Raw genomic sequence first — 19,167 nt, forward strand, 5'->3', positions numbered from 1 at the left:
CGGTTGACCCGACGTCACTTCTTCTTGGTACGCGTGGCGCCGCCCCGGCCCCGCAGCGTCACACCGGACTCGCTCAACACACGGTGCACGAAGCCGTACGAGCGACCGGTGGACTCGGCCAGGGACCGAATGCTCGCGCCCTTCTCGTACTTCTTCTTCAGGTCAGAGGCAAGCTTGTCCCGAGCCGCGCCGGTGATCCGGGCGCCCTTCTTCAGGTCAGTCGCCACCTTGTCCCGCCTTCCGTCCGAGCAGGTGGGTCGATCAACGACCCCTTGGGGGCAATGATCGAACAGGAAGGCAGTAAATGCTAGGCGATCATGGAAAAACGTCGCCAAATGGTACCTGCTTCACCGATAGTTGATCGACGAAGCACGCTAAGTGTAGTCAGCACCGCCCGATCGGCGGTCGCGCTAGGCGAGTTGCACCAGCTCGAGGTAGTCAGCGGACCAGTGATCTTCGGTACCATCGGGCAGCAAGATCACCCGTTCCGGCTCCAAAGCCTCCACCGCTCCGGGATCGTGGGTGACCAGCACGACCGCGCCGGCGAAACTGCGCAGCGCGTCGAGGACCTGCTCACGGCTGGCCGGGTCCAGGTTGTTGGTCGGCTCGTCCAGCAGCAGCACGTTGGCCGCGCTGGAGACCAGACCGGCGAGCGCGAGCCGGGTCTTCTCACCACCGGAGAGCGTGCCGGCGGGCTGGTCGAGCTGCTCGCCGCTGAACATGAAGGAGCCGAGCAGGGTGCGCAACTGCTGCTCCGGGGTGTCCGGGGCGGCGTGCCGGATGTTCTGCCACACGCTCGCGCCGTGGTCCAGCGTCTCGTGCTCCTGCGCGTAGTAGCCAAGCCGAAGCCCGTGACCAGGCACGATACGCCCGGAGTCGCTCTTCTCCTGATCGCCCAGCAGCTTGAGCAGGGTGGTCTTGCCGGCGCCGTTGAGGCCGAGCACGACCACCTTGGAACCGCGGTCGATGGCCAGGTCCACGCCCGCGAAGATCTCCAGAGATCCGTAGGACTTGGACAGGTTCTCCGCGGTCAGCGGGGTCTTGCCGCAGGGCGCGGGCTCGGGGAAGCGGATCCGGGCGACCTTGTCGGAGACCCGTTCCTCATCCAGTCCGGCCAGCAGTCGCTGGGCCCGCTTGGCCATGTTCTGCGCGGCGACCGCCTTGGTGGCCTTGGCCCGCATCTTGTCGGCCTGGGCCATCAACGTGGAGGCCTTCTTCTCCGCGTTGGCGCGTTCCCGGCGGCGGCGCTTCTCATCGGTGGCGCGCGCGTCCAGGTACCGCTTCCAGTCCATGTTGTAGATGTCGACCTCGGCGCGGGTGGCGTCGAGGAACCACACCCGGTTGACCACGTCGGCGAGCAGATCGACATCGTGGCTGATCACCACGAGTCCGCCGTCGTGGGCCTTGAGGAAGGAGCGCAGCCAGGTGATGGAGTCGGCGTCGAGGTGGTTGGTCGGCTCGTCCAGCAGCAGGATGGTGGCCGACTTGGCGCCGCCGCCCCCGCCGTCGGAGGCAGCGAACAGGATACGGGCCAGCTCGACCCGGCGGCGCTGACCACCGGAAAGGGTCTGCAGCGCCTGCTCCATGACGCGCAGCGGCAGGCCGAGGTTGGCGCAGATCCGGGAGGCGTCGCTCTCCGCGGCGTACCCGCCGAGGGCGGAGAAGCGCTCCTCGAGGCGGCCGTAGCGGCGGACGGCGCGCTCGCGCGCGTTCTCATCCACCAGTTCGGCCATCTCGTTCTGCGCCTTCTCCAGGTCGCGGGCCAGCTGGTCCAGGTTGCGGGCGGAGAGCACCCGGTCCTTGACCGTGACCGAGAGGTCGCCCTCACGCGGGTCCTGCGGCAGGTAGCCCAGCTCCTCGGCGAGCTTGATCTCGCCGGCGTGCGGTTCGCCCTCACCGGCGAGCACCCGCAGGGTGGTGGTCTTGCCGGCGCCGTTGCGGCCGACCAGGCCGATCCGGTCGCCCGGCTGGATGCGGAGGTTGGCGTCGGAGACGAGGATGCGCGAGCCAGCGCGCAGTTCCAGCCCGTTGGCTGAGATCAAGGGAAGCTCCAAGGATTTTGTGGTCGGCCGGACCCAGCAGTCGTCGGCCCGCCTGTCGTGACTGGCGGGCTGGCTAGCGGTCTACAGCGTCAGAACCACGCCACCATCATACCCGGAGTACGCACGCGATTTACCGTGCGCCCGCGCACACCTGCCCCGGACACCCCCGATCCGGCTCTCGTACTCGCCGGTAAGTTGACCTAGAGTCTGGGAACATGAGCCAGCCGAACACCCCCGCCCGCACGGACTTCACCGGTAAGACAGCCCTGGTCACCGGGGCCAGCCGGGGCATCGGCCTCGGTATCGCCGAGGAGCTGCTCGGCCGGGGCGCGAACGTGGTGATCACCTCCCGCAAGGCCGAGCAGGTGGAGGCCGCCGTGCGGCACCTGGCCGGCACGGTGGAGGACGGCGACAAGCGGGTGCTGGGCCTGCCCGGCAACACCGGCGTGGACGTGGACCGGGAGGGCGCGGTGGACGGCACCCTGGCCCGCTTCGGCTCGCTGGACGTGCTGGTCAACAACACCGGCATCAACCCGGTCTTCGGCTTCCTGATGGACGCCGACCTGAACGCGGTGAAGAAGATCTTCGACACCAACGTGGTGGCCACCCTGGGCTTCATCCAGCTGGCCTGGCACCGCTGGATGGGCGAGCACGGCGGCACCGTGGTCAACATCGCCTCGGTCGGCGGCATCCGCTCCACCGGCGCGATCGCCGCCTACGGCGCCTCCAAGGCCGCGCTGATCCGGCTGACCGAGGAGCTGGCCTGGCAGCTGGGCCCGAAGGTGCGGGTCAACGCGGTGGCCCCGGCGGTGGTCAAGACCAAGTTCGCCGAGCAGATCTACACCGGCCGCGAGGACGACATCACCAGCGCGTACCCGATGAAGCGCCTGGGCACCCCGGAGGACGTGGCCCGGCTGGTGGCGTTCCTGGCCTCGGACGAGGCGGACTGGATCACCGGCGAGACCGTGCGCGTGGACGGTGGCCTGCTCGCCACCGGGACGCTGGGCTGAGTCGTGCTGCGGGTAGACCCGGACAGCCAGGTCCCGCCCTGGCGCCAGCTGCACGACCAGGTCCGCACCGCGATCGCGGCCGGCACGCTGGCGCCGGGGATGGCCCTGCCGACGGTCCGCGGCCTGGCCGCTGACCTTGGCATCGCCGCGGGCACGGTGGCCAGGGCGTACAAGGAGCTGGAGGCGGCCGGGGTGGTGCGCACCGCGGGCCGCAAGGGCACCGTGGTGGCCGATCAGCCGCCAGCCTTCGCCCCCGACGAACTGCCCGCCCTGGCCGAGGAGTTCGTCCGGCAGGCGAGGTTGCTGGGTGCGGACCGGGTGGCGGTGTTCAACGCGGTCAACAACGCCTGGCCGGTGGACGGCTGACCTCTCGTTCGGGTACCGACCGGTCGGTAGACGGTTGATAAGCGGGCTTTCTTCATTGACTGAAGAAAGCGGCGAGCGCGTCCGCGGTGTCCGCGGGCGCTTCCTCCGGCAGGTAATGGTCACAAGGCAAGCCTTTTCCACTGACCTGTCCGGCGTACTCGCGCCAGGCGGCGAGTACGTCGTAACTACGTCCGACAAAGCCGGCCTCGCCCCACAACGCGAGCAGTGGGCAGTGGATTCGATTACCCGCGAGCGCGTCCGCGTCATCGTGCACAAGATCAATTGACGCGGCCGCGCGATAGTCGGCGCAGGAGGCGGCGATTGCGGCGGGATCGCGGAAACAACGCACGTACTCCGCGATCGCGGCCTCGGCGAACGGCGTACCCCCGTGGTGCCGGGCCCCCATCCGGGCCCGGATCCAGAACTCGGGGTCGTTGCCGATGAGCCGCTCCGGGATGCCATGCCCCGCGGCCAGGAAGAACCAGTGGTAGTAACCCAGCCCGAAGGCCTTGTCCGCGTGGGTGAAGGTGTACCGGGTCGGCACGATGTCCAGCACGGCGAGCCGGCTGACCGCGTCAGGATGGTCCAGCGCGAGCCGATGCCCGACCCGCCCACCCCGGTCATGCCCCGCCACCCCGAACCGCTCGAACCCCAGCCTCCGCATGACCCCCACCTGATCGGCGGCCATGGCCCGCTTCCCGTACTCGGCGTGATCGGGACCGGGCGCGGGCTTGGCACTGTCGCCGTACCCCCGCAGATCGGTGAGCACCACACTGAACCGCTCGGCCAGCCGGGGCGCGACCTCGTGCCAGATCAGGTGCGTCTGCGGATAGCCGTGCAACAGCAACACCGGCGGCCCCTCCCCCGCCGTGACGGTGTGGATACCGATCCCGTCGACGTCGATGATCCGGCTGCTGAATCCACTCGGCAACGGAACACTCATCGCACGAACTCCAGCAACGCCTTGGTGAACTCCTCCGTGCTCGCGGTGCCGCCAAGATCAGGAGTGCGAATCCCGGTACCCGCCAACACCTCCACCAACGCACCCTCCACAGTGGACGCGGCCTCGACGTGCCCGAGATGCTCCAGCATCAGGGCAGCGGTCCAGATCGCCCCCAACGGATTGGCGATCCCCCGCCCGGCGATGTCCGGCGCCGAGCCATGCACCGGCTCGAACATCGAGGGAAACTCCCGCTCCGGATTGAGATTGGCAGCGGGCGCCAACCCGATCCCACCCGCCACGGCGGCCGCCAGATCACTGAGGATGTCCCCGAACAGGTTCGACCCCACGATCACATCGAACCGGGCAGGCTCCAGCACGATCTTGGCGCACAACGCGTCAATATGCTCCTGCTCCCAGCCCACCGCCGGATGCCCCACCGCGGTCTCGGCCACCAGCTCATCCCAGAACGGCAACGTGTGCACGATCCCGTTGGACTTGGTAGCCGAGGTCACCCGCCCCCGCCTGGATCCGGCCAACGTGAACGCGTACTCCAACACCCTGGTCACCCCAGCCCGGGTGAACACAGCCTCCTGCACCGCCATCTCCTCAGGAAACCCCCGGTTGAGCCGCCCCCCGATCTCGCTGTACTCCCCCTCCACGTTCTCCCGCACCACCACGAAGTCCACCACCCCCGGCTCCGCTCCACGAACCGGACTGGGCACCCCTTCGAACACCTTGATCGGCCGCAGGTTGACGTACTGGCGAAAACCCCGGCGGATCGGGATCAGCAGGCCCCACAGGGAGATGTGGTCCGGCACCCCCGGATCGCCGACCGCACCGAGGAAGATCGCGTCGTGGTGGCGGAGCCGGTCGAGCCCGTCGGCGGGCATCATGGCGCCGAGTTCGCGGTAGCGGGCACAGGACCAGTCGAACTCGTCGTAGCTGAACCGGATGCCGTGGCGGGCGCCGACGGCGTCGAGCACCGCGCAGGCGGCGGGGGTGACCTCCCGGCCGATGCCGTCGCCGGGGATGAGGGCGATGTGGTGGTGGGTTGCCATGTTGTTGATGGGATCAGGGGGTGGGGGTGGGGTCTAAGACTGGTTGGTGGTCAGGGTGATAGGCGGGGGCTATCAGCTGGGGGTTGTGGGTAGGGGCTGCGGGTGGGCGGTTGGGGTTTGTGAGTGGATGGCTGGGCGTTTTGTGGCTGGGCGGGTGGCGGGCGGTCGGTGGTGAGTGGTCGGGGGCTGGGTGGGTTGGCGGGTGGTCGGGAGGCTGCGCGGCTGGCAGGCGCTCGGGCGGTTGGGTGGCTTGACGGGCGGGTGGCTGGGTTGGTGGGCAGCTGGATTGGCGGGCGCGCGACTGGCGGGCCGGCTGCATTGGCGGTGGGCTTGGCGGAGGCGCAGTTGGGTGGCTTGGCGGCGGGCGGCTGATTGGTAGTGCGGGCGCTCGGCGGAGTAGCTTGGCGGGCGAGGCAGGGCGGCTTTGCTGACGCGACGATCTTGGTTGGCGCGGCAGGCTGGCTCGATGGGGCAGCGATTGTGGCGGTTGGGCGTGAGTGGGTTGCCGAGCACGGGTGGATTCCCGGGCGCGAGTGTCCGACGAACGCAGACGGATCGCCATAGCGTGAGTGGTTCGCCGAGGCAAGCGCCAGGAGAGGTTCGCCAGCCAAGGCAGGGCTCGCCAGGCGTGACGAACGGCGCGAATCACCCGATTGGGTAAGGTGCCCAAACGCGAAGGCAACCAAAACCCGGGTTTCTGCGTTCCGCTAGAGAGCGGTGTGCGGGGCGGAGGGCCGGAGGCTCACTCGGACGCCCGGAAGGCCCGGCCCCCGGCAGCACGAACACGCAGAGCCAGACAACCGCCGGCTGGCCCCGGACAACGGCTGGCCCCGGACAACCGGCCGGGCGAGGCAGCGCGGCTGCCGGCCCTGCCCGCGGAGCAGGGTGGCCGGAGCTGGGAGCAGGGTGGCCGCAGCTGAGGGCTGCCGAGTGGGCTGGATGACCGTCGGCTGAGGCCAGAGGACGGTCGGGCCGGTCGGGGGCGGCTAGGTCAGGCCGGGAATCGGTCAGGCCAGGTTGGTCCAGGTCTGGCGAGCCCGGCTGGCACGCCGTGCTGGCGAGCCGGGCTGGCACGGGCTGGACTGGAGGGGCGGGTCGGTTGGGAGGGCCGGGGGCTGCCGGAGTCGGGCTGGGGGCGGGCCGGGCTGGAGGGGCGAGCCGGGGCTGCTCCGGGCTTCCCGAGCAAGCGTCACCCGGCCCGAACACCGGACAACCCGGCAAAACCGCAAAACGCAACCGGGCGGCCGATCCGGGTTGGGATCGACCGCCGGGTCCGCTTGGTGCTGAGTGGGTGGCTGGGTGGGCGCGGGCTCACCAGAAGTGGGCTACGTCCACGACCACTCGGTTGGGCAGGGTGAAGACTCGGAAGGGCAGGCGGGCTCGGACGCCGAGGCCGACCAGGGTTTGGCCTTCGAAGGAGCCGGCCCAGGCTACTTGGCGGAAGGTTTGGTAGCCGTTTACGTTGACCAGTTCGGCTCGGTTGGCCGGGGTGTAGGTCGGGTTGCCGTGTTCGTTGTAGGCGGGGGCGTTCACGGTGACCGAGAGGATGGCTCCGCCGCGCAGTGGTACGGGGTTGCCGGTGGGGTCTTCGGTCATTTCTGGGACGTAGCGGACCGTGTAGCCGTCGGCGGCGCCGCGGAGGTCGATGACCAGGCGGTCGTAGCAGTCCTGGCGGCCGGCTCGGATGTTGGTCAGCTCGGATGTGGTGGTGGGGGTGGCGTTCTTCTCGCCGGAGCCCCAGGACAGGCCGCAGTAGCCGGGGGTGGCTGTGGCGGTCAGGGGCGCGGTGAGCGCCATGGTTGCTAGTGCGGCCAGTAACAGGGCCAATCGTCGTAACGCCATTTCGTGCTCCCCTCGGGAACCGGATATCCGGTCACCCCGCAGACGTCCGGGGGCTTTCGCGCGTTGTCCGACCGGCTGCGCCGTGTCCTGTTCGTGCCCGGAACGTCATCTGGCCTGCTCCGCCGTCTCCGTCGCCACGGTCAGGAACGCCTGGGCGGCTGGGGTGAGCTGGGTGGTTCTGGTGGCCAGGGCCAGGGTTAGGTGGGCTGGGGGTTCGAGGGTCAGGACCAGGGCGCCTGCTCGGTGGGCCAGGTCGGACCAGGACTCGGCCAGCACTGCCAGGCCTACGCCGCTGAGGACCAGGGGGAGGATGGCTTCGCGGTGTTCGGTTTCCACTACCTGGTGGAGGTCTACGCCGCCGGCGCGGATCTGCTCGACCAGGCGGCGCATGCCGGTGCCGGGTTGGCCGACGACGATGCGGTGGCCTGCGAGGTCTTCCGGGTGGACGACCTGGTCTGGGTGGAAGGGGCCGTTGGCGGGGGCGATGAGCACGAAGCGCTGGCGGCCCAGGGGGATCAGGCGGATGTCGGCGGCCGCGGGGAGTTCGGTGGCGCCGAGCAGGCCCAGCTCGGTGACGCCGGTGCGTACCGACTCGATCACCTCGGGGGCGGTGAAGGCGGCCCGGATGGTCACGGACAGGCCGGGGTGGCGGGTGGTGAATTCGGTGATCAGGTGGCTGAGGGGTTGCACCGCCTGGGAGGGCATGGCGGCGATTTCGACTCGGCCGACCGCGAGTCCGGCGGTGGAGGCGACGCTGGCTCGGGCGGTGTCCAGGCCGCGGACGACCTGGCGGGCTGGTTCGACCAGGGCGTGGCCGGCGTTGGTGAGGACCAGGCGGCGGCCGACGCGGTGGAACAGGTCCTGGCCGAGGTCGCGTTCCAGGGCGCGGATGGCCTGGGACAGGGAGGGCTGGGCCAGGTAGAGCGCTGCCGCGGCCCGGTGTACGCCGCCGTGGTCGACCACCGCGAGGAAGTAGACGAGCTGCCGGGCGTCCATGCCTTCGACGCTACCCCGCTCACTGCGTCAGCGCGGGCAGCAACCTGCGGGCGAGCACCGGGGACAGCGAGGCCAGGAAGCTGGCGGAGAGGTGGTTGTCGTCCAGGTAGACCTGGATGTTGCCGATCACCGGTGGGCAGCCGTCGGCGACGCAGAGGTAATCGCTGAAGTCCACAAAGGACACGTTGGCCGGAACGTCCGGAATGGACAGATAGGGCGGGTGTTCCGGGTAGATGTCGGCGCGGGCGGCCACGCATTCGGGCGCGTCGGGGCCCAGTTCGTATGCGCAGGTGGACGGCCAGTGGTCGAAGCGGGGGTTGTCGCGCAGCGCCACCACCGGGATGTCGGCCGCGGCCAGGCGTTTCCACTGTTCGACGAAGCCGGGTGGGGTGACCTCGGTGCGGCCGATCCGCACGTCCCGGCTGGCCAGGGTGAGCACCGCGTCCGGTTTGAGGTCGATGATCTCGGCCGCGGCGGCGGCGTTCCAGTCCACGCAGGGCTGGTCGCCGGGCATCGACTCCGAGGCGGTGGAGAACGGGCAGAGGCCCTTGAGCATGGCCACCACCCGCCAGTTGCGTTTCTCCGCGATCGGGCGGACCGCGGCCAGGTACTGCTGCATGTGCGAATCACCCACCAGGACAACGGTTTTGGCCGGTTTGTCCACTGTGGACGTCGCGCACATCTCCAGGTCGGGGTTCCGGGTGGCGCGGGTGCAGTCGAGGTCGGTCAGACTGGCCCAGTCCTGGGGCAGGGCGATGCGGGGTGGCATGGGCGGCAGGTCGGCGGCGCCGCGGTACTGGAAGCCGGGGATCATGGCCTGCGCGCCAGGGTAGTCGCGGCCGCCGATGGTGATCGAGTAGCGGGCGTCGCGCAGGGCCAGGGCCTGCCAGGAACTGGCCAGTGCGAGTACCGGGACGAGCAGCAGTACGGCGAATCGGTAGGCGCCCCAACGGGTCGCGGGCAGCAGCCGGGTGGGCTGCTCGACGAAACGGTGGGTCAGCGCGGCCAGCAGGAGCGCGGCGCCGATCACCAGGAGGCCGCCGCGCCAGCCGACCTGGTCGCCGCCGCGGGCGACCAGGTAGAGCACCAGCACCGGCCAGTGCCACAGGTACAGCGAGTAGCTGAGGTCGCCGAGCCGGACCAGCGGCCGGGTGGCCAGCACCCGCACCGCGTCCCCGGAGACGATCACCAGCGCGGCGGCCAGGGTCGGCCAGAGCGCGGCGTAGCCGGGGAAGACCGTGCCCACGTCGATGATCAGGCCGCAGCCGATCAGGGCGAGGATCCCCAACCAACCGATCGGTAGGCGCAGGCGTCGCGGCAGGGTGATCGCGTCCACCACCAGGGCGAGCAGGCCGCCGAGGGCGAACTCCCAGACCCGGGTGAAGGTGTTGAAGTAGGCGAACGGTTGGTCGGTTGCGGTGAGCAGGACCGAGTAGGTCAGGGAGGCGGCGGTGATCGCGCCCAGGGCGAGGGCGACCCGGCGGCGCAGGCCGCCGCGCCGCCGGATCAGCAGCGCGATGAGCAGGGGCAGCAGCAGCATGATCTGGGCCTGCACGGACAGCGACCAGAAGTGCTGCACCGGACTGGCCAGGTCGTTGCGGGCGAAGTAGTCCACCGAATCCGCGCCCAGCCGCCAGTTCTCCAGGAACACCGCGGCCGCGAAGACCTCGCGGATGGTCTGGAACCAGCGTTCCGGGGGCAGGATCACGTACGCGGCGACCGCGGTGACCGCCAGCACCACCGCCGCCGCGGGGACCAGCCGGGTGAGGGTGCGACCCCACTGGCGAGGCAGGTCGAGGCGGCCGCGTTCGGCGGCGCGCACCAACTGACCGGTCAGCAGGAAGCCGGAGAGCAGGAAGAACACGTCCACGCCACCGGAGATCCGGTCCGAGTAGACGTGGTAGACGATCACCAGCACGACCGCGAGCGCGCGCAACCCTTGCAGCTCAGGGCGATACACCCGGGTCGGGGTGCCGGTGATCGCGGCTCGGGTCACCCGTCCGAGCTTGCGGGGAAAGTCTGAAGCCGCCCTGAAGAGTGACCGGTTCACTAGAATCCCGGCATGCTGCCCAAGGTCACCGAGGACCAGCTCCGCGTACTGCGCAGGCTGGCCGACGATGTTCGGGACACGCTCGCCGAGGCCGGGCTGCCGATGACCGGCGACCTGTCCCCCGGTCTCCGGGTGGGCGTCCGGGTCGAGGTGGACCCGGCCGACGACGAGGCGGGCGGGGTGTGGGTCGACTGGTGCACGCACCCGCGGATGGCCGAGGCGGCGGCGAACTGCGTTGCCGAGGGTCGAGTGGATGATCCGGTGCTGACCCGCCAGGGGGACGTGCAGGAGGCGATGCAGCAGGCGTTGCTGGCGATCCTCACCTCAGCGGGCTTCCAGGCCAGCGACCCGGACCACGACTATCGGCCGTACGAGTTGCAGGTGACCGCCGGTCCCCGTCCCTAGGGTTCGGTGACCACTACTTCCACCGTGCGGGCGCGTTCGGCGGCGTCGTCGAGGATGGTGCGGCGCGGCTCCGGCACGTCCAGGATCCGGTCCTCGGCGCGGTTCATCAGCTCGGCGATGCGGCGGTCGGTGCGGAGTTCGGCCAGTGCGGCGCGATCCCCGCCCAGCATTACGGCGTCCACAGTGGACAGTTGGGGCACCAGCACCCGGAACACGTCGTCGGCCGCGGCCTGCAACGCCACCCTGGCCTGACCCTCGCGGCGGCGGGCGAAGCGTTGCTGGGACCAGCCGCCCGCCTTGTTGCGGCCGTGCACCTGGCGGCGGTCGGTGGTGGACAGCAGCACCTTGCCGCCCTCGGCGATGCCCAGGCTGTGCCCGCCGAGGCGGACCAGGATCAACGCGATCCGGCGCGGCAGCAACAGGTGTGGCAGCAGCGGGTCCAGGTGCAGGCCGGGACTGGTGATCGGCTCGCCGGGCAGGCCGCCGAAGGGGATGGTCAGCTCGGCGCGGGCGCCGTCGGCGGCGGTGAACACGGCTTGGTCCGGTCCCAGCACCGACTCGGTGACGCCCTGGTGGCGGGTGCCGAAACGCTCCAGAAAGCCTTGCAGGCGTTCGGGTTCGACCTCCACCGCGCGGCCACCGCCCGCGACCTGGCGGACCCGGCTCATCGCGGGGCCAGGGCGACGCACAGCGGCAGCGGATGTCCGCTCTCGGCCGGGGACAGGCATTGCACCGCGGCGAATCCGGCGGCGCGCAGCGCCTCGGCGACCTCCTCCACCGAGAGCACCCGGTGGTGGGTGGACACCGCGCCCGCCACCGCCCAGCCCTCCGCGCCGCGGATGAGCTGCACGACGTCCAGGCCGTAGGAACCGCCGTCCTCGGCCCAGTCCCACAGCTGCACGGTGACCTGGCGGTCCGGGCCGGAGCCGGTGACCCTCGGCGGCGGCGCGGTGGGCCGCAGCACGCCGAGTTTGGCCAGCTCGGGCACTGCCGCCACCAGCACGCCGCCGGGGCGCAGCAGGCGGCGGATCTGGTTGAGCACGGTGCCGAGGGCGTTCTCGTGGGCCAGCCGGGGCAGCAGGTCGTCGTTGGCGCGCACCGCGTCGACCGGACCGCGGACCACCCCGTCCAGGATGTCCATCAGGTCCACGCTCAGGTGCCTGCCCGGACCGAGCACCGCGGCGGCCACATCGGCCAGGACGTCCTCTGGCGCGCGAGGCACCGGCACCACCTCCACGGGGGCGACGGGGGCTGGTTGCGAGCCGGTCACGATCGAAACCCTAAGACCACGGCGCCCCGGAGCGACCACTGGGTCACTCCGGGGCGCCGACGATCAACCGAACGTCACTCGTAACCGTTGATGTGCAGGGACAGGCTGCGCAGGTGGCCGACGTCGGTGCGGACGTTGTCCACCACCTTCACCGTCCAGGTGCCGTCCGCGGTGCCGCGCAGCGTCGGCGACAGCGGCGAGATCGGCCGCCAGGTGCCGGTGAACGGCGCCTGACCGGGGACGACCCCGCTGAACGGCTGGGCGGCGCCGTCGTCGAAGACGACCTGGCAGAGGTTGTTGCCACTGCCGCCCTGCCGCTGGAACAGCGTGATGACCTGGCCGGACGGCGAGGTCAGGGTGCCGACCAGGTCACCGACGTAGGTGTGGCTGATACCGGCGGTGGTCGAGCCCTCGGCGGCCGAGCAGTCGGTGCCGTCCACCGAGAAGGTGACCTTGGAGGCCCGGCCGACACCGGTCACCGGGATGGTGACCGAGGCCCCGGCCGAGTCGCCGTCCGGGATCGCGACCGCGTCACCGGCGTAGGCGAAGTTCTTCGCCACCGCCGAGGGCTGGCCGATCGGGATGCTCAGCGAGGTCACCGTCGGCGACAGCGAACCGGCGAAGGTCACCCGCGCCGAGAGCACCACCGGATCCCCGATCAGATGCGTCGAGGGCACCGTGATGGCGAACTGGTTGAGCCCGGTCTGCCCGGCCTCGATGGTGCCGTAGTTCTTGGTGCGCGGCGCGATGGTCACACCCGGCGTGGTCGCGGTCAGCGCCACGCTGACCGAGGCCGCGGTGCCGTCACCGTTGTTGAGCACCGGCAGGAACAGCGAGGCGCTCTCCCCCGGCTCCAGCCAGGCGTCGCCGTCACCGCTGGTCGGGCTGACCGTCGGGGACTGCGCGACCGCGCGCGGCTGCGGGCTGGCGCCGGTGTAGGCCAGCACCTTGTCGGTGAGCACGATGCCCGCACCGGCGCGGTTGTCCACGCCGGGCGCGCCGATGTCGATCGCGGTGCTGGTCAGCGCCTGCCGCACGTCCGCGGCCGGCAGACCCGGGTTGCCGGAGAGGATCAGGCCGGCGATCGCGGCGGCGTGCGGCGCGGAGGCCGAGGTGCCGTAGAACGGGCTGAAACCGGGGGTCTTGGTGACCACGCCGTCCGCGGCGGTCAGGTCCGGCTTCTGCCGCACCTCGCCCTCGGGCGCGGACACCGGGGTGCCGTCGGCGTTGAAGAACACCCGGCGCGGGCCGTCGGAGCTGAAGCGCTCCAGCTTGGAGTTGCCGTCGAAGACGCCGGGGAAGGGACCGGCCGGGTTGGCCGGGTCGCCGACCTCGCCGCCGGTGAAGGCCTTGGCCGCGGGGGCCGCTGCCACGCTGAAGGCGTTCTTGGCCGCGGAGTGGCCACGGGTCACTCCGGAGGTGGCGAAGCCCTTGAAGCCGTCGGCGTCCTTGAACCGGCCGCGCAGCACCGACAGCGAGAGGTACTTGTCCTCACCGCGGTACTTGACCACGGCCAGCCGCTGACCGCCAGCGGTGGTGTCCACCCGCTCATACGGGCTCTGCAGACCGTCCTGCACACCCTGGCTGAGGCTGACCACGTCCCCGTTGGCGTTCAACAGGTACAGGTCGTAGTCGTTGGTGGAACGCAACAGCGGGTCGGCCCAGAACAGGGTGACCGGCTTGGCGCCCGAACCCGCAGACATCGGGTTGATGATCTGCGTCCCCACGCCGGGGTCGAAGTCGTGCGCGGTGCCGACGAACCGGCCGATGCCCTTGCCGGAGTCGACGAACTTGCCCTCCCAGTGCCCGGAGGTGCCATCGGCGAGGTTGCCCTCGTTGCCCGCGGAGGAGAAGAACAGCGCGCCGTTGCCGGTCACGTCGTTCACCGCGGCCGCGATGATGCCGTCCTGGAACGGGGATTCGTTGAAGTAGAGGACGTCGTCGACGATGACGTCGCACTTGAGGTCGTAGCGCAGCTTGCGGATGTTGTCGGCGAAGCTGGCGTCGCCGTTGAAGGCGGTGGCGAAACCGAGGGTGGCGCCGGGCGCGACGTCGTGCAGGATCTCCAGCATCGCCGTGCCCTCGTCACCGTCGCCCTCCTGACCGGCGAGGACGTCGACCGCGGGCAGTTCGCCCTGGGACCGCAGCGCGGCCAGGGAGTCCACGCCGTCGGACATGGCGCACAGCTTGACGCCGACGCCGCTGATCTTGAAGTCGCGGCGGGCGGTGTCCGCGGCGTGCACCCGGTCACCCTCGGAGGTGACCGCGGCGACGCCTGCCCGCTGCTGCTTGGCGGCCAGCGCGGCGCGGGTCTGCTCGGCGATCCGCTTGCCGCGCGCCTCCTTGGATTCGGTGGACTTCGGCGCGCCGGCGCGGGCGGTCATCGCCTCGCTGGCCGGTTCGATCTGCCGGACGTCCCCGCGCGCGGCCAGTCTGGCCAGCGAGGACAGCGGCAGTTCGGCGCGCACGGTGCGGGTGTCCGGGGAGACGTGCCGGAGCACGCCGCCGAGCTTGCGGACCTCGCCGACGAGTTCGTCGGATACCTTGTCCGCCCGGATCTCCACGAGCACGGATCCGTTGCCGGCCACCGCGATCCCGGTGTTCAGCTCCGGGGCGGCGCTCAGCAGCGAGCGGTCCTGGCGGAGCCGCTGCTCCACCACCAGTCGACTGTCCACTTTGGACTCAGCCTTGGACTGGGTCGCCTTGACCCGCTGCAAGGCGTTGATCTGCCGCGCGGTCCGCTCGGACAGGCCCCCGTTGTCAGCGGGGTTGCCAGGCGCCGCCACGGCGGGTGTCACGGCGCCCAGTGCCGCTGTCAGACAGGTTGCCCCGGCGACCAATACGGTGGTCAGCCGGGATGGACGTAACCGTGTTCGCACGCGCCCTCCACGTGTTGTGCGTGCCCCGACACACGCGTCGATCACCGGGATCCCCGGCTGATCGGTAAACGTACGGTCACGAAAGCCACTGGTCAGCAGCCGTTCGGGGGAAGTACCACCGGGTGAGACAACAACTCTTAGGCACACTGTTCGTAACGTTTGCCTGGTGGACAAGACCCTGTCCGGTTTGTCAACACGTCAGATTCCGCCCAACGGCGGAAAGCACTGCTGCTACCGTCCGAACATGAGTGACGCGGTGCCGATCATCGACCTCACGCCCTGGTTCCACGGCGATGCCGCCGCCCGCCGCGCGGTGGCCCGGCAGGTGGACAACGCCCTGCAACGATCAGGTTTCCTGCTCATCACCGGACACGGCGTGCCGGAGGCATTGCGGGACAACGTACGCGCCGCGGCCAAGGAGTTCTTCGCCCTCCCGGCGGAGACCAAACGGCGCTACGCGGTCAAGGTCGGCGAACACGGCTGGCTGCCACCGGGCGCGGAGGCCAACTCCTACGCCGAGGGCGCCGAATCACCGCCGGATCTCAAGGAGAGCTACTCCGTCGGCGCGGACCAGCCCACCGGGAACCCGGAACTGGACCGGGAATGGTTCGCGCCCAACGTCTGGCCCGCGGAGACCCCGGCGTTGCAGACGCTGGCCGAGGAGTATCTCGGGCACATGCGACGGCTGGCCGATGAGTTGCTGGTGCTGTGTGCGGTGGCCCTGGACCTCGACCCGCGGTTCTTCTCCGGCCAGGCAACACATCCGTCCTACACGATGAACATCAACTGGTACCCGCCACTGTCCACTGTGGGCACTCCGGCGCCCGGCCAGTTCCGGATCGGCGCGCACACCGACTTCGGCACGGTGACCATCCTGGACCGCCAGCACGGCGTCGGCGGCCTGCAGGTGCACACCCTGGACGGCGACTGGGTGAACGCGCCATTCGACCCGGCCGCCTTCACCGTCAACATCGGCGACCTCCTAGCACGCTGGACCGGCGACCGCTGGCGCTCCACCCGGCACCGGGTGCTGCCACCGGATGCCAGCGCGCCGGATGAGGAGCTGATCTCGCTGATCTACTTCTACGAGACCGATCCGGACGCCCGGATCTCCTCACTCGGCCCGCCGATCGGCAAGGTCGACTACCCGGAGGTGCGGGCCGCGGACTATTTGCGGGAGAAGCTGGACGCCATCACCATGGACTGACTCGCGCGAGGAGGCGGCACCATGCGCAGCGCCATCCCGATGGTCCTGACCGCGCTGGCCCTGCTGGCCACCGGCTGCGGCAGCGGCGCGCCCGGCCCCGGCAGTGCCACCGCCGCGCCGCCGAGCACCGCGGTGCCGCAGCGGCCGCGGGATGTCGCCGCGCACACCGTGCCGGCCTGCGAGCTGCTGACCTCGGCCCAGCAGGGCGAGTTCCGGGTGTCCCGGATCGAACCGGGGCCCACCGACGGCTCCCAGGACCCGTGGTGCGCCTACGTGGTCGACCCGGCCGGGCACCGGTTCACGCTGACCCCGTGGGCGGGCGCCGGGATCGAGAGCTGGCTCGGTATCTCCAGCGCGAAGGCGGCGCTGATCGGGGTCGCCGGATTCCCCGCAGCGCGGGTGAGTTCGGTGGCCGGTCGCGGCGCGCCCTGCGGGGTGCACATCAGCGTGGCCGAGGGCCGGACGCTGGCCGTGACCGGCACCGCGACCCGGCCGGGGGTCGGCGAGGACGAGCTGTGCGGGCTGACCGAACGGGTGGCCGGGGCAGCGCTGGCGACCGCGCTGTCCCGGGCCCGCTAGACCCGGTGGCTCAGGCGCCGGTCACAGCACGAAGGCGTCCGTCCAGAGCTGCCCGGTGCGCCCGGACAACGCCTCCAGCATGGCCACCGCCTGCGAATCGGTCAGCGAGGCCACGAAGTCCACCACCGCGCGGCCGCGGGCCAGCCTGCGCAACGAGTCCCGGCCCTCCGGCAGCTCACCGGTCGCCCCGGCCAGCACCTGCGGCCGGGTCCTGGCCAGCTCGGTGTACTCCCCCTGCGCCAGCTCCACCAGGTCGTTGAGCCTGCGCGGCAGCCGGGAACGCTCGTAGCGGTCGCTGAGCCACTGGTCGAGGGCCTCCACCAGCGAGGTCAGCAGCCGGGCCTGGCCGCGCTGGTGCAGGGCCAGGTCCGGGCGGCCCAGCACGAAGCGGTGGTGCACGAACTTGAGCACCTGCACCTCGTGCCACTGGTCGGGGGCCAGCGCCACGTGCGCGGTGCGGGTGGTGGGTTCGGCGAGCATGGTGACGCCCTCGACCAGGCGCGCGGTCCAGCGCACCGAGAAGTCCGCGACCAGCTGCTCGGCCTCCACCGAACCGTCGAAGGGGGTGGAGAGCAGGCCGTCGACCAGGTCCCGGCGCACCCTGGCCACCGCGGCCGCGAACGCCTCGTCGTCGACCACCCAATTGTCCTTCTGGTGCAGTCGGCGGCGCAGCAGTTCCAGGGAACGGCCGGGGCGGCGGGTCTGCGCGTGCAGGTCGGCGCGGCTCATCCCGGCCAGTTCGAGCTGCTCGCGCTGCCAGACGTCGAGTTCGGCGGCGACGGTGGCGTGTTGCAGCACGCCGACCCGGTGGAAGTCCTCCAGGTCGTGGATGGCGTAGGCGATGTCGTCGGCGGTGTCCATCACCGATGCCTCGACGCTCTGCTGCCAGTCCGGGATCCGGCCCTGGAAGGGCAGCCGGGCCTGCAGCATGTCGTCGATCTCGGAGACGTAGACGGAGAACTTGGCCGAGCCGGTGCCGGGGGCGTCGCCGGGTTCGCCGGCGCCGCGCGGGGGTTGCGGCATGGTGCGTGGGTGCGGATCCGGGTGGGACAGCCGGGTCCACGGGTACTTCAGCATGGCCGCGCGCACCGCGACGGTCAGGTCGAGGCCGACCGCGGCCGGGCCGCGCACGTCGGTGGTGGTGACGATGCGGAAGGACTGGGCGTTGCCCTCGAACCCGTCCGGCAGGCCGAGCCGGTGCCGGGCCAGGCGGTCCAGGACCTGCTCGCCGAGGTGGCCGAAGGGCGGGTGGCCCAGGTCGTGCGCGAGCGCGGCGGCCTCCACCACATCGGGTTCGCAGCCGCCGAGCTTGTCCACCAGGTCGGTGTGGAAGGGGTTGCGGCGCAGGCGCTCGGCGATCGCGCGGGCCACCTGGGCGACCTTGATGCTGTGCGTGAGCCGGTTGTGCACCAGCAGGCCGGAGCCGGACGGGCTGATCACCTGGGTGACACCGCCGAGGCGGGCGAAGAACGGGCTGGCCGCGACCCGGTCCCGGTCCACCCGGAACGGGCTGGCGGCCAGGTCCAGCGATACCGGAACGGTGCCCTGGTCTCCGGAGCGGCGGAGCGCTCGCGCGTCGGTGGCGTGATCGTGCATGCGACGACGGTAGACGCTCGGTGGCCGGTTCGCCCCGCCGTATGGGCGCAGCGGTGGATCGGATTGGGCTCACCGGGTCGAACAGCCTTGCAGACCTGGTATTTCGTCAATTCTTGGCGGATTCTCGATCTATGGAGCTGAGCGGGGCGCGGATTCTCGTGGTGGGTGCCACCGGTGTCCTCGGTGGCCGGATCAGCCGTGGGCTGGCCGACCGGGGCGCGAAACTCGCGCTGGCCGGACGTGATCGTCGAAAACTCATCGCGCTGGCCCGCGAACTGGGCGGCTGCCAGTACAAACGCTTCGACGCCTACGACGTGGAGGGCTGTCCCTGGCTGGTGCGCGATGCCCACCAGGTGCTCGGCGGGCTGCAGGGGGTGGTGGTGTGCTCGGGCATCGTGGCCTTCGGCACCGCCGAGAACACCCATGACGTGGTCTCCGAACAGCTCTTCGCGGTCAACACCCTCGCCCCGATCGCCATCCTGCGCACGGCGTTGCCGGTGCTGCACCGGGGTTCGGCGATCGCGGCGATCACCGGCGTGGAGTCCGACCGGCCCGCCCCCGAACTGGCCACCTACTCGGCCAGCAAGGCCGCGCTGTCGGCCTGGCTGGCCGCGGTGCGCCAGGAGCAACGGCCGCGCGGGGTGACCGTGCTGGACGCGAAACTGCCGCACGTGGACACCGGCATGGGCGAGCGCGCGGCCGCGGGTCGGCGGCCGAACCGGTTGGGGCGGGGGGCGGATCCGCAGTATGTGGTGGATCGGATGCTGGACGCGCTGGCCAGTGGGGCGGAGGAGATCCGGGTAGGGCCGGATGGCCGGACTTTGGAAGCGGCCTAGACCACTCTGGGCAACTGGCGGGTGAGCCTGGCGGTGACGGCAAGTCACCAACCGGTTCACCCGTCTGTCGTATGTCGACTCATCCCAA

Annotated in this window: 17 protein-coding genes; 6 read left to right on the top strand and 11 right to left on the bottom strand. The window is 70.7% G+C overall.

The genetic code is table 11. The annotated features are described in order from the left end of the window. Window positions 1–14: 14 nt before the first annotated feature. Window positions 15–227, bottom strand: a complete 213-nt coding sequence (locus HNR67_RS45975; RefSeq protein WP_086780855.1) for a helix-turn-helix domain-containing protein — start codon at window positions 225–227, stop codon at window positions 15–17. A gap of 183 nt (window positions 228–410) precedes the next feature. Next, window positions 411–2,042: an ABC-F family ATP-binding cassette domain-containing protein gene (locus HNR67_RS34355; RefSeq protein WP_185006718.1), complete on the bottom strand. Its 1,632-nt coding sequence runs from the start codon at window positions 2,040–2,042 to the stop codon at window positions 411–413. Between the two features lie 215 nt (window positions 2,043–2,257). Between HNR67_RS34355 and HNR67_RS34360 the strand changes: the two genes are divergently transcribed. Together HNR67_RS34360 and HNR67_RS34365 are read left to right on the top strand one after the other, a co-directional pair. Further along, complete coding sequence (locus HNR67_RS34360) at window positions 2,258–3,052, top strand: SDR family oxidoreductase (protein WP_185006720.1); 795 nt, start codon at window positions 2,258–2,260, stop codon at window positions 3,050–3,052. A 3-nt stretch (window positions 3,053–3,055) separates the two neighbouring features. Then, window positions 3,056–3,418, top strand: a complete 363-nt coding sequence (locus tag HNR67_RS34365) for a GntR family transcriptional regulator (RefSeq protein ID WP_185006722.1) — start codon at window positions 3,056–3,058, stop codon at window positions 3,416–3,418. Between the two features lie 52 nt (window positions 3,419–3,470). Here the strand turns inward: HNR67_RS34365 and HNR67_RS34370 are convergent, their stop codons facing one another. The 5 genes from HNR67_RS34370 to HNR67_RS34390 form a co-directional block, all read right to left on the bottom strand. After that, entirely contained in the window at window positions 3,471–4,361 is an 891-nt protein-coding gene (locus HNR67_RS34370; RefSeq protein ID WP_185006724.1) for an alpha/beta fold hydrolase, read from the bottom strand. Then, window positions 4,358–5,419, bottom strand: coding sequence for a tartrate dehydrogenase (locus HNR67_RS34375; protein ID WP_185006726.1), 1,062 nt, complete (start codon window positions 5,417–5,419; stop codon window positions 4,358–4,360). Before HNR67_RS34375 ends, HNR67_RS34370 begins: the two co-directional genes overlap by 4 nt. 1,311 nt (window positions 5,420–6,730) lie before the next feature. Beyond that, the gene (locus HNR67_RS34380; RefSeq protein ID WP_221490149.1) at window positions 6,731–7,261 is read right to left on the bottom strand and encodes an AMIN-like domain-containing (lipo)protein; all 531 of its coding nucleotides are present in this window, start codon (window positions 7,259–7,261) and stop codon (window positions 6,731–6,733) included. Between the two features lie 105 nt (window positions 7,262–7,366). Beyond that, the gene (locus HNR67_RS34385) at window positions 7,367–8,257 is read right to left on the bottom strand and encodes a LysR family transcriptional regulator (RefSeq protein WP_185006728.1); all 891 of its coding nucleotides are present in this window, start codon (window positions 8,255–8,257) and stop codon (window positions 7,367–7,369) included. 19 nt (window positions 8,258–8,276) lie between these two features. Next, window positions 8,277–10,253: an acyltransferase family protein gene (locus HNR67_RS34390; RefSeq protein ID WP_185006729.1), complete on the bottom strand. Its 1,977-nt coding sequence runs from the start codon at window positions 10,251–10,253 to the stop codon at window positions 8,277–8,279. Between the two features lie 66 nt (window positions 10,254–10,319). Between HNR67_RS34390 and HNR67_RS34395 the strand changes: the two genes are divergently transcribed. Further along, a complete protein-coding gene (locus HNR67_RS34395) occupies window positions 10,320–10,712 on the top strand; it encodes a hypothetical protein (protein WP_185006731.1) in 393 nt (130 codons plus the stop codon). Here HNR67_RS34395 and HNR67_RS34400 read toward each other — a convergent pair. From HNR67_RS34400 to HNR67_RS34410, 3 genes are all read right to left on the bottom strand, one after another. Beyond that, on the bottom strand, window positions 10,709–11,380 hold the full coding sequence (locus HNR67_RS34400; RefSeq protein WP_185011446.1) for an acVLRF1 family peptidyl-tRNA hydrolase: 672 nt from the start codon (window positions 11,378–11,380) through the stop codon (window positions 10,709–10,711). The two genes, HNR67_RS34395 and HNR67_RS34400, sit on opposite strands and share 4 nt — an antisense overlap. Beyond that, complete coding sequence (locus HNR67_RS34405; RefSeq protein WP_312988697.1) at window positions 11,377–11,934, bottom strand: hypothetical protein; 558 nt, start codon at window positions 11,932–11,934, stop codon at window positions 11,377–11,379. The genes HNR67_RS34400 and HNR67_RS34405 overlap by 4 nt, the downstream gene beginning before the upstream one ends. Before the next feature lie 122 nt (window positions 11,935–12,056). Further along, window positions 12,057–14,789, bottom strand: a complete 2,733-nt coding sequence (locus HNR67_RS34410; protein WP_246493799.1) for a S8 family serine peptidase — start codon at window positions 14,787–14,789, stop codon at window positions 12,057–12,059. Between the two features lie 316 nt (window positions 14,790–15,105). Here HNR67_RS34410 and HNR67_RS34415 point away from each other — a divergent pair, with 316 nt between their 5' ends. Further along, window positions 15,106–16,068: an isopenicillin N synthase family dioxygenase gene (locus tag HNR67_RS34415; protein WP_185006735.1), complete on the top strand. Its 963-nt coding sequence runs from the start codon at window positions 15,106–15,108 to the stop codon at window positions 16,066–16,068. 21 nt (window positions 16,069–16,089) lie between these two features. Continuing rightward, complete coding sequence (locus tag HNR67_RS34420; RefSeq protein ID WP_185006737.1) at window positions 16,090–16,647, top strand: DUF3558 domain-containing protein; 558 nt, start codon at window positions 16,090–16,092, stop codon at window positions 16,645–16,647. A 21-nt stretch (window positions 16,648–16,668) separates the two neighbouring features. Here the strand turns inward: HNR67_RS34420 and HNR67_RS34425 are convergent, their stop codons facing one another. Beyond that, complete coding sequence (locus HNR67_RS34425) at window positions 16,669–18,243, bottom strand: deoxyguanosinetriphosphate triphosphohydrolase family protein (protein ID WP_185006739.1); 1,575 nt, start codon at window positions 18,241–18,243, stop codon at window positions 16,669–16,671. Window positions 18,244–18,374: 131 nt separating this feature from the next. Here HNR67_RS34425 and HNR67_RS34430 point away from each other — a divergent pair, with 131 nt between their 5' ends. Further along, window positions 18,375–19,079, top strand: a complete 705-nt coding sequence (locus tag HNR67_RS34430; RefSeq protein ID WP_185006741.1) for an SDR family NAD(P)-dependent oxidoreductase — start codon at window positions 18,375–18,377, stop codon at window positions 19,077–19,079. Window positions 19,080–19,167 lie beyond the last annotated feature (88 nt).

It is taken from the genome of Crossiella cryophila (genome assembly GCF_014204915.1).
Taxonomy (GTDB): domain Bacteria; phylum Actinomycetota; class Actinomycetes; order Mycobacteriales; family Pseudonocardiaceae; genus Crossiella; species Crossiella cryophila.

Coding starts and splice junctions, on each gene's coding strand:
- HNR67_RS34360 (WP_185006720.1), top strand. CDS start 2,258: ATGAGCCAGCCGAACACCCCCGCCCGCACGGACTTCACCGGTAAGACA.
- HNR67_RS34370 (WP_185006724.1), bottom strand. CDS start 4,361: ATGAGTGTTCCGTTGCCGAGTGGATTCAGCAGCCGGATCATCGACGTC.
- HNR67_RS34375 (WP_185006726.1), bottom strand. CDS start 5,419: ATGGCAACCCACCACCACATCGCCCTCATCCCCGGCGACGGCATCGGC.
- HNR67_RS34380 (WP_221490149.1), bottom strand. CDS start 7,261: ATGGCGTTACGACGATTGGCCCTGTTACTGGCCGCACTAGCAACCATG.
- HNR67_RS34385 (WP_185006728.1), bottom strand. CDS start 8,257: ATGGACGCCCGGCAGCTCGTCTACTTCCTCGCGGTGGTCGACCACGGC.
- HNR67_RS34395 (WP_185006731.1), top strand. CDS start 10,320: ATGCTGCCCAAGGTCACCGAGGACCAGCTCCGCGTACTGCGCAGGCTG.
- HNR67_RS34400 (WP_185011446.1), bottom strand. CDS start 11,380: ATGAGCCGGGTCCGCCAGGTCGCGGGCGGTGGCCGCGCGGTGGAGGTC.
- HNR67_RS34415 (WP_185006735.1), top strand. CDS start 15,106: ATGAGTGACGCGGTGCCGATCATCGACCTCACGCCCTGGTTCCACGGC.
- HNR67_RS34420 (WP_185006737.1), top strand. CDS start 16,090: ATGCGCAGCGCCATCCCGATGGTCCTGACCGCGCTGGCCCTGCTGGCC.
- HNR67_RS34425 (WP_185006739.1), bottom strand. CDS start 18,243: ATGCACGATCACGCCACCGACGCGCGAGCGCTCCGCCGCTCCGGAGAC.
- HNR67_RS34430 (WP_185006741.1), top strand. CDS start 18,375: ATGGAGCTGAGCGGGGCGCGGATTCTCGTGGTGGGTGCCACCGGTGTC.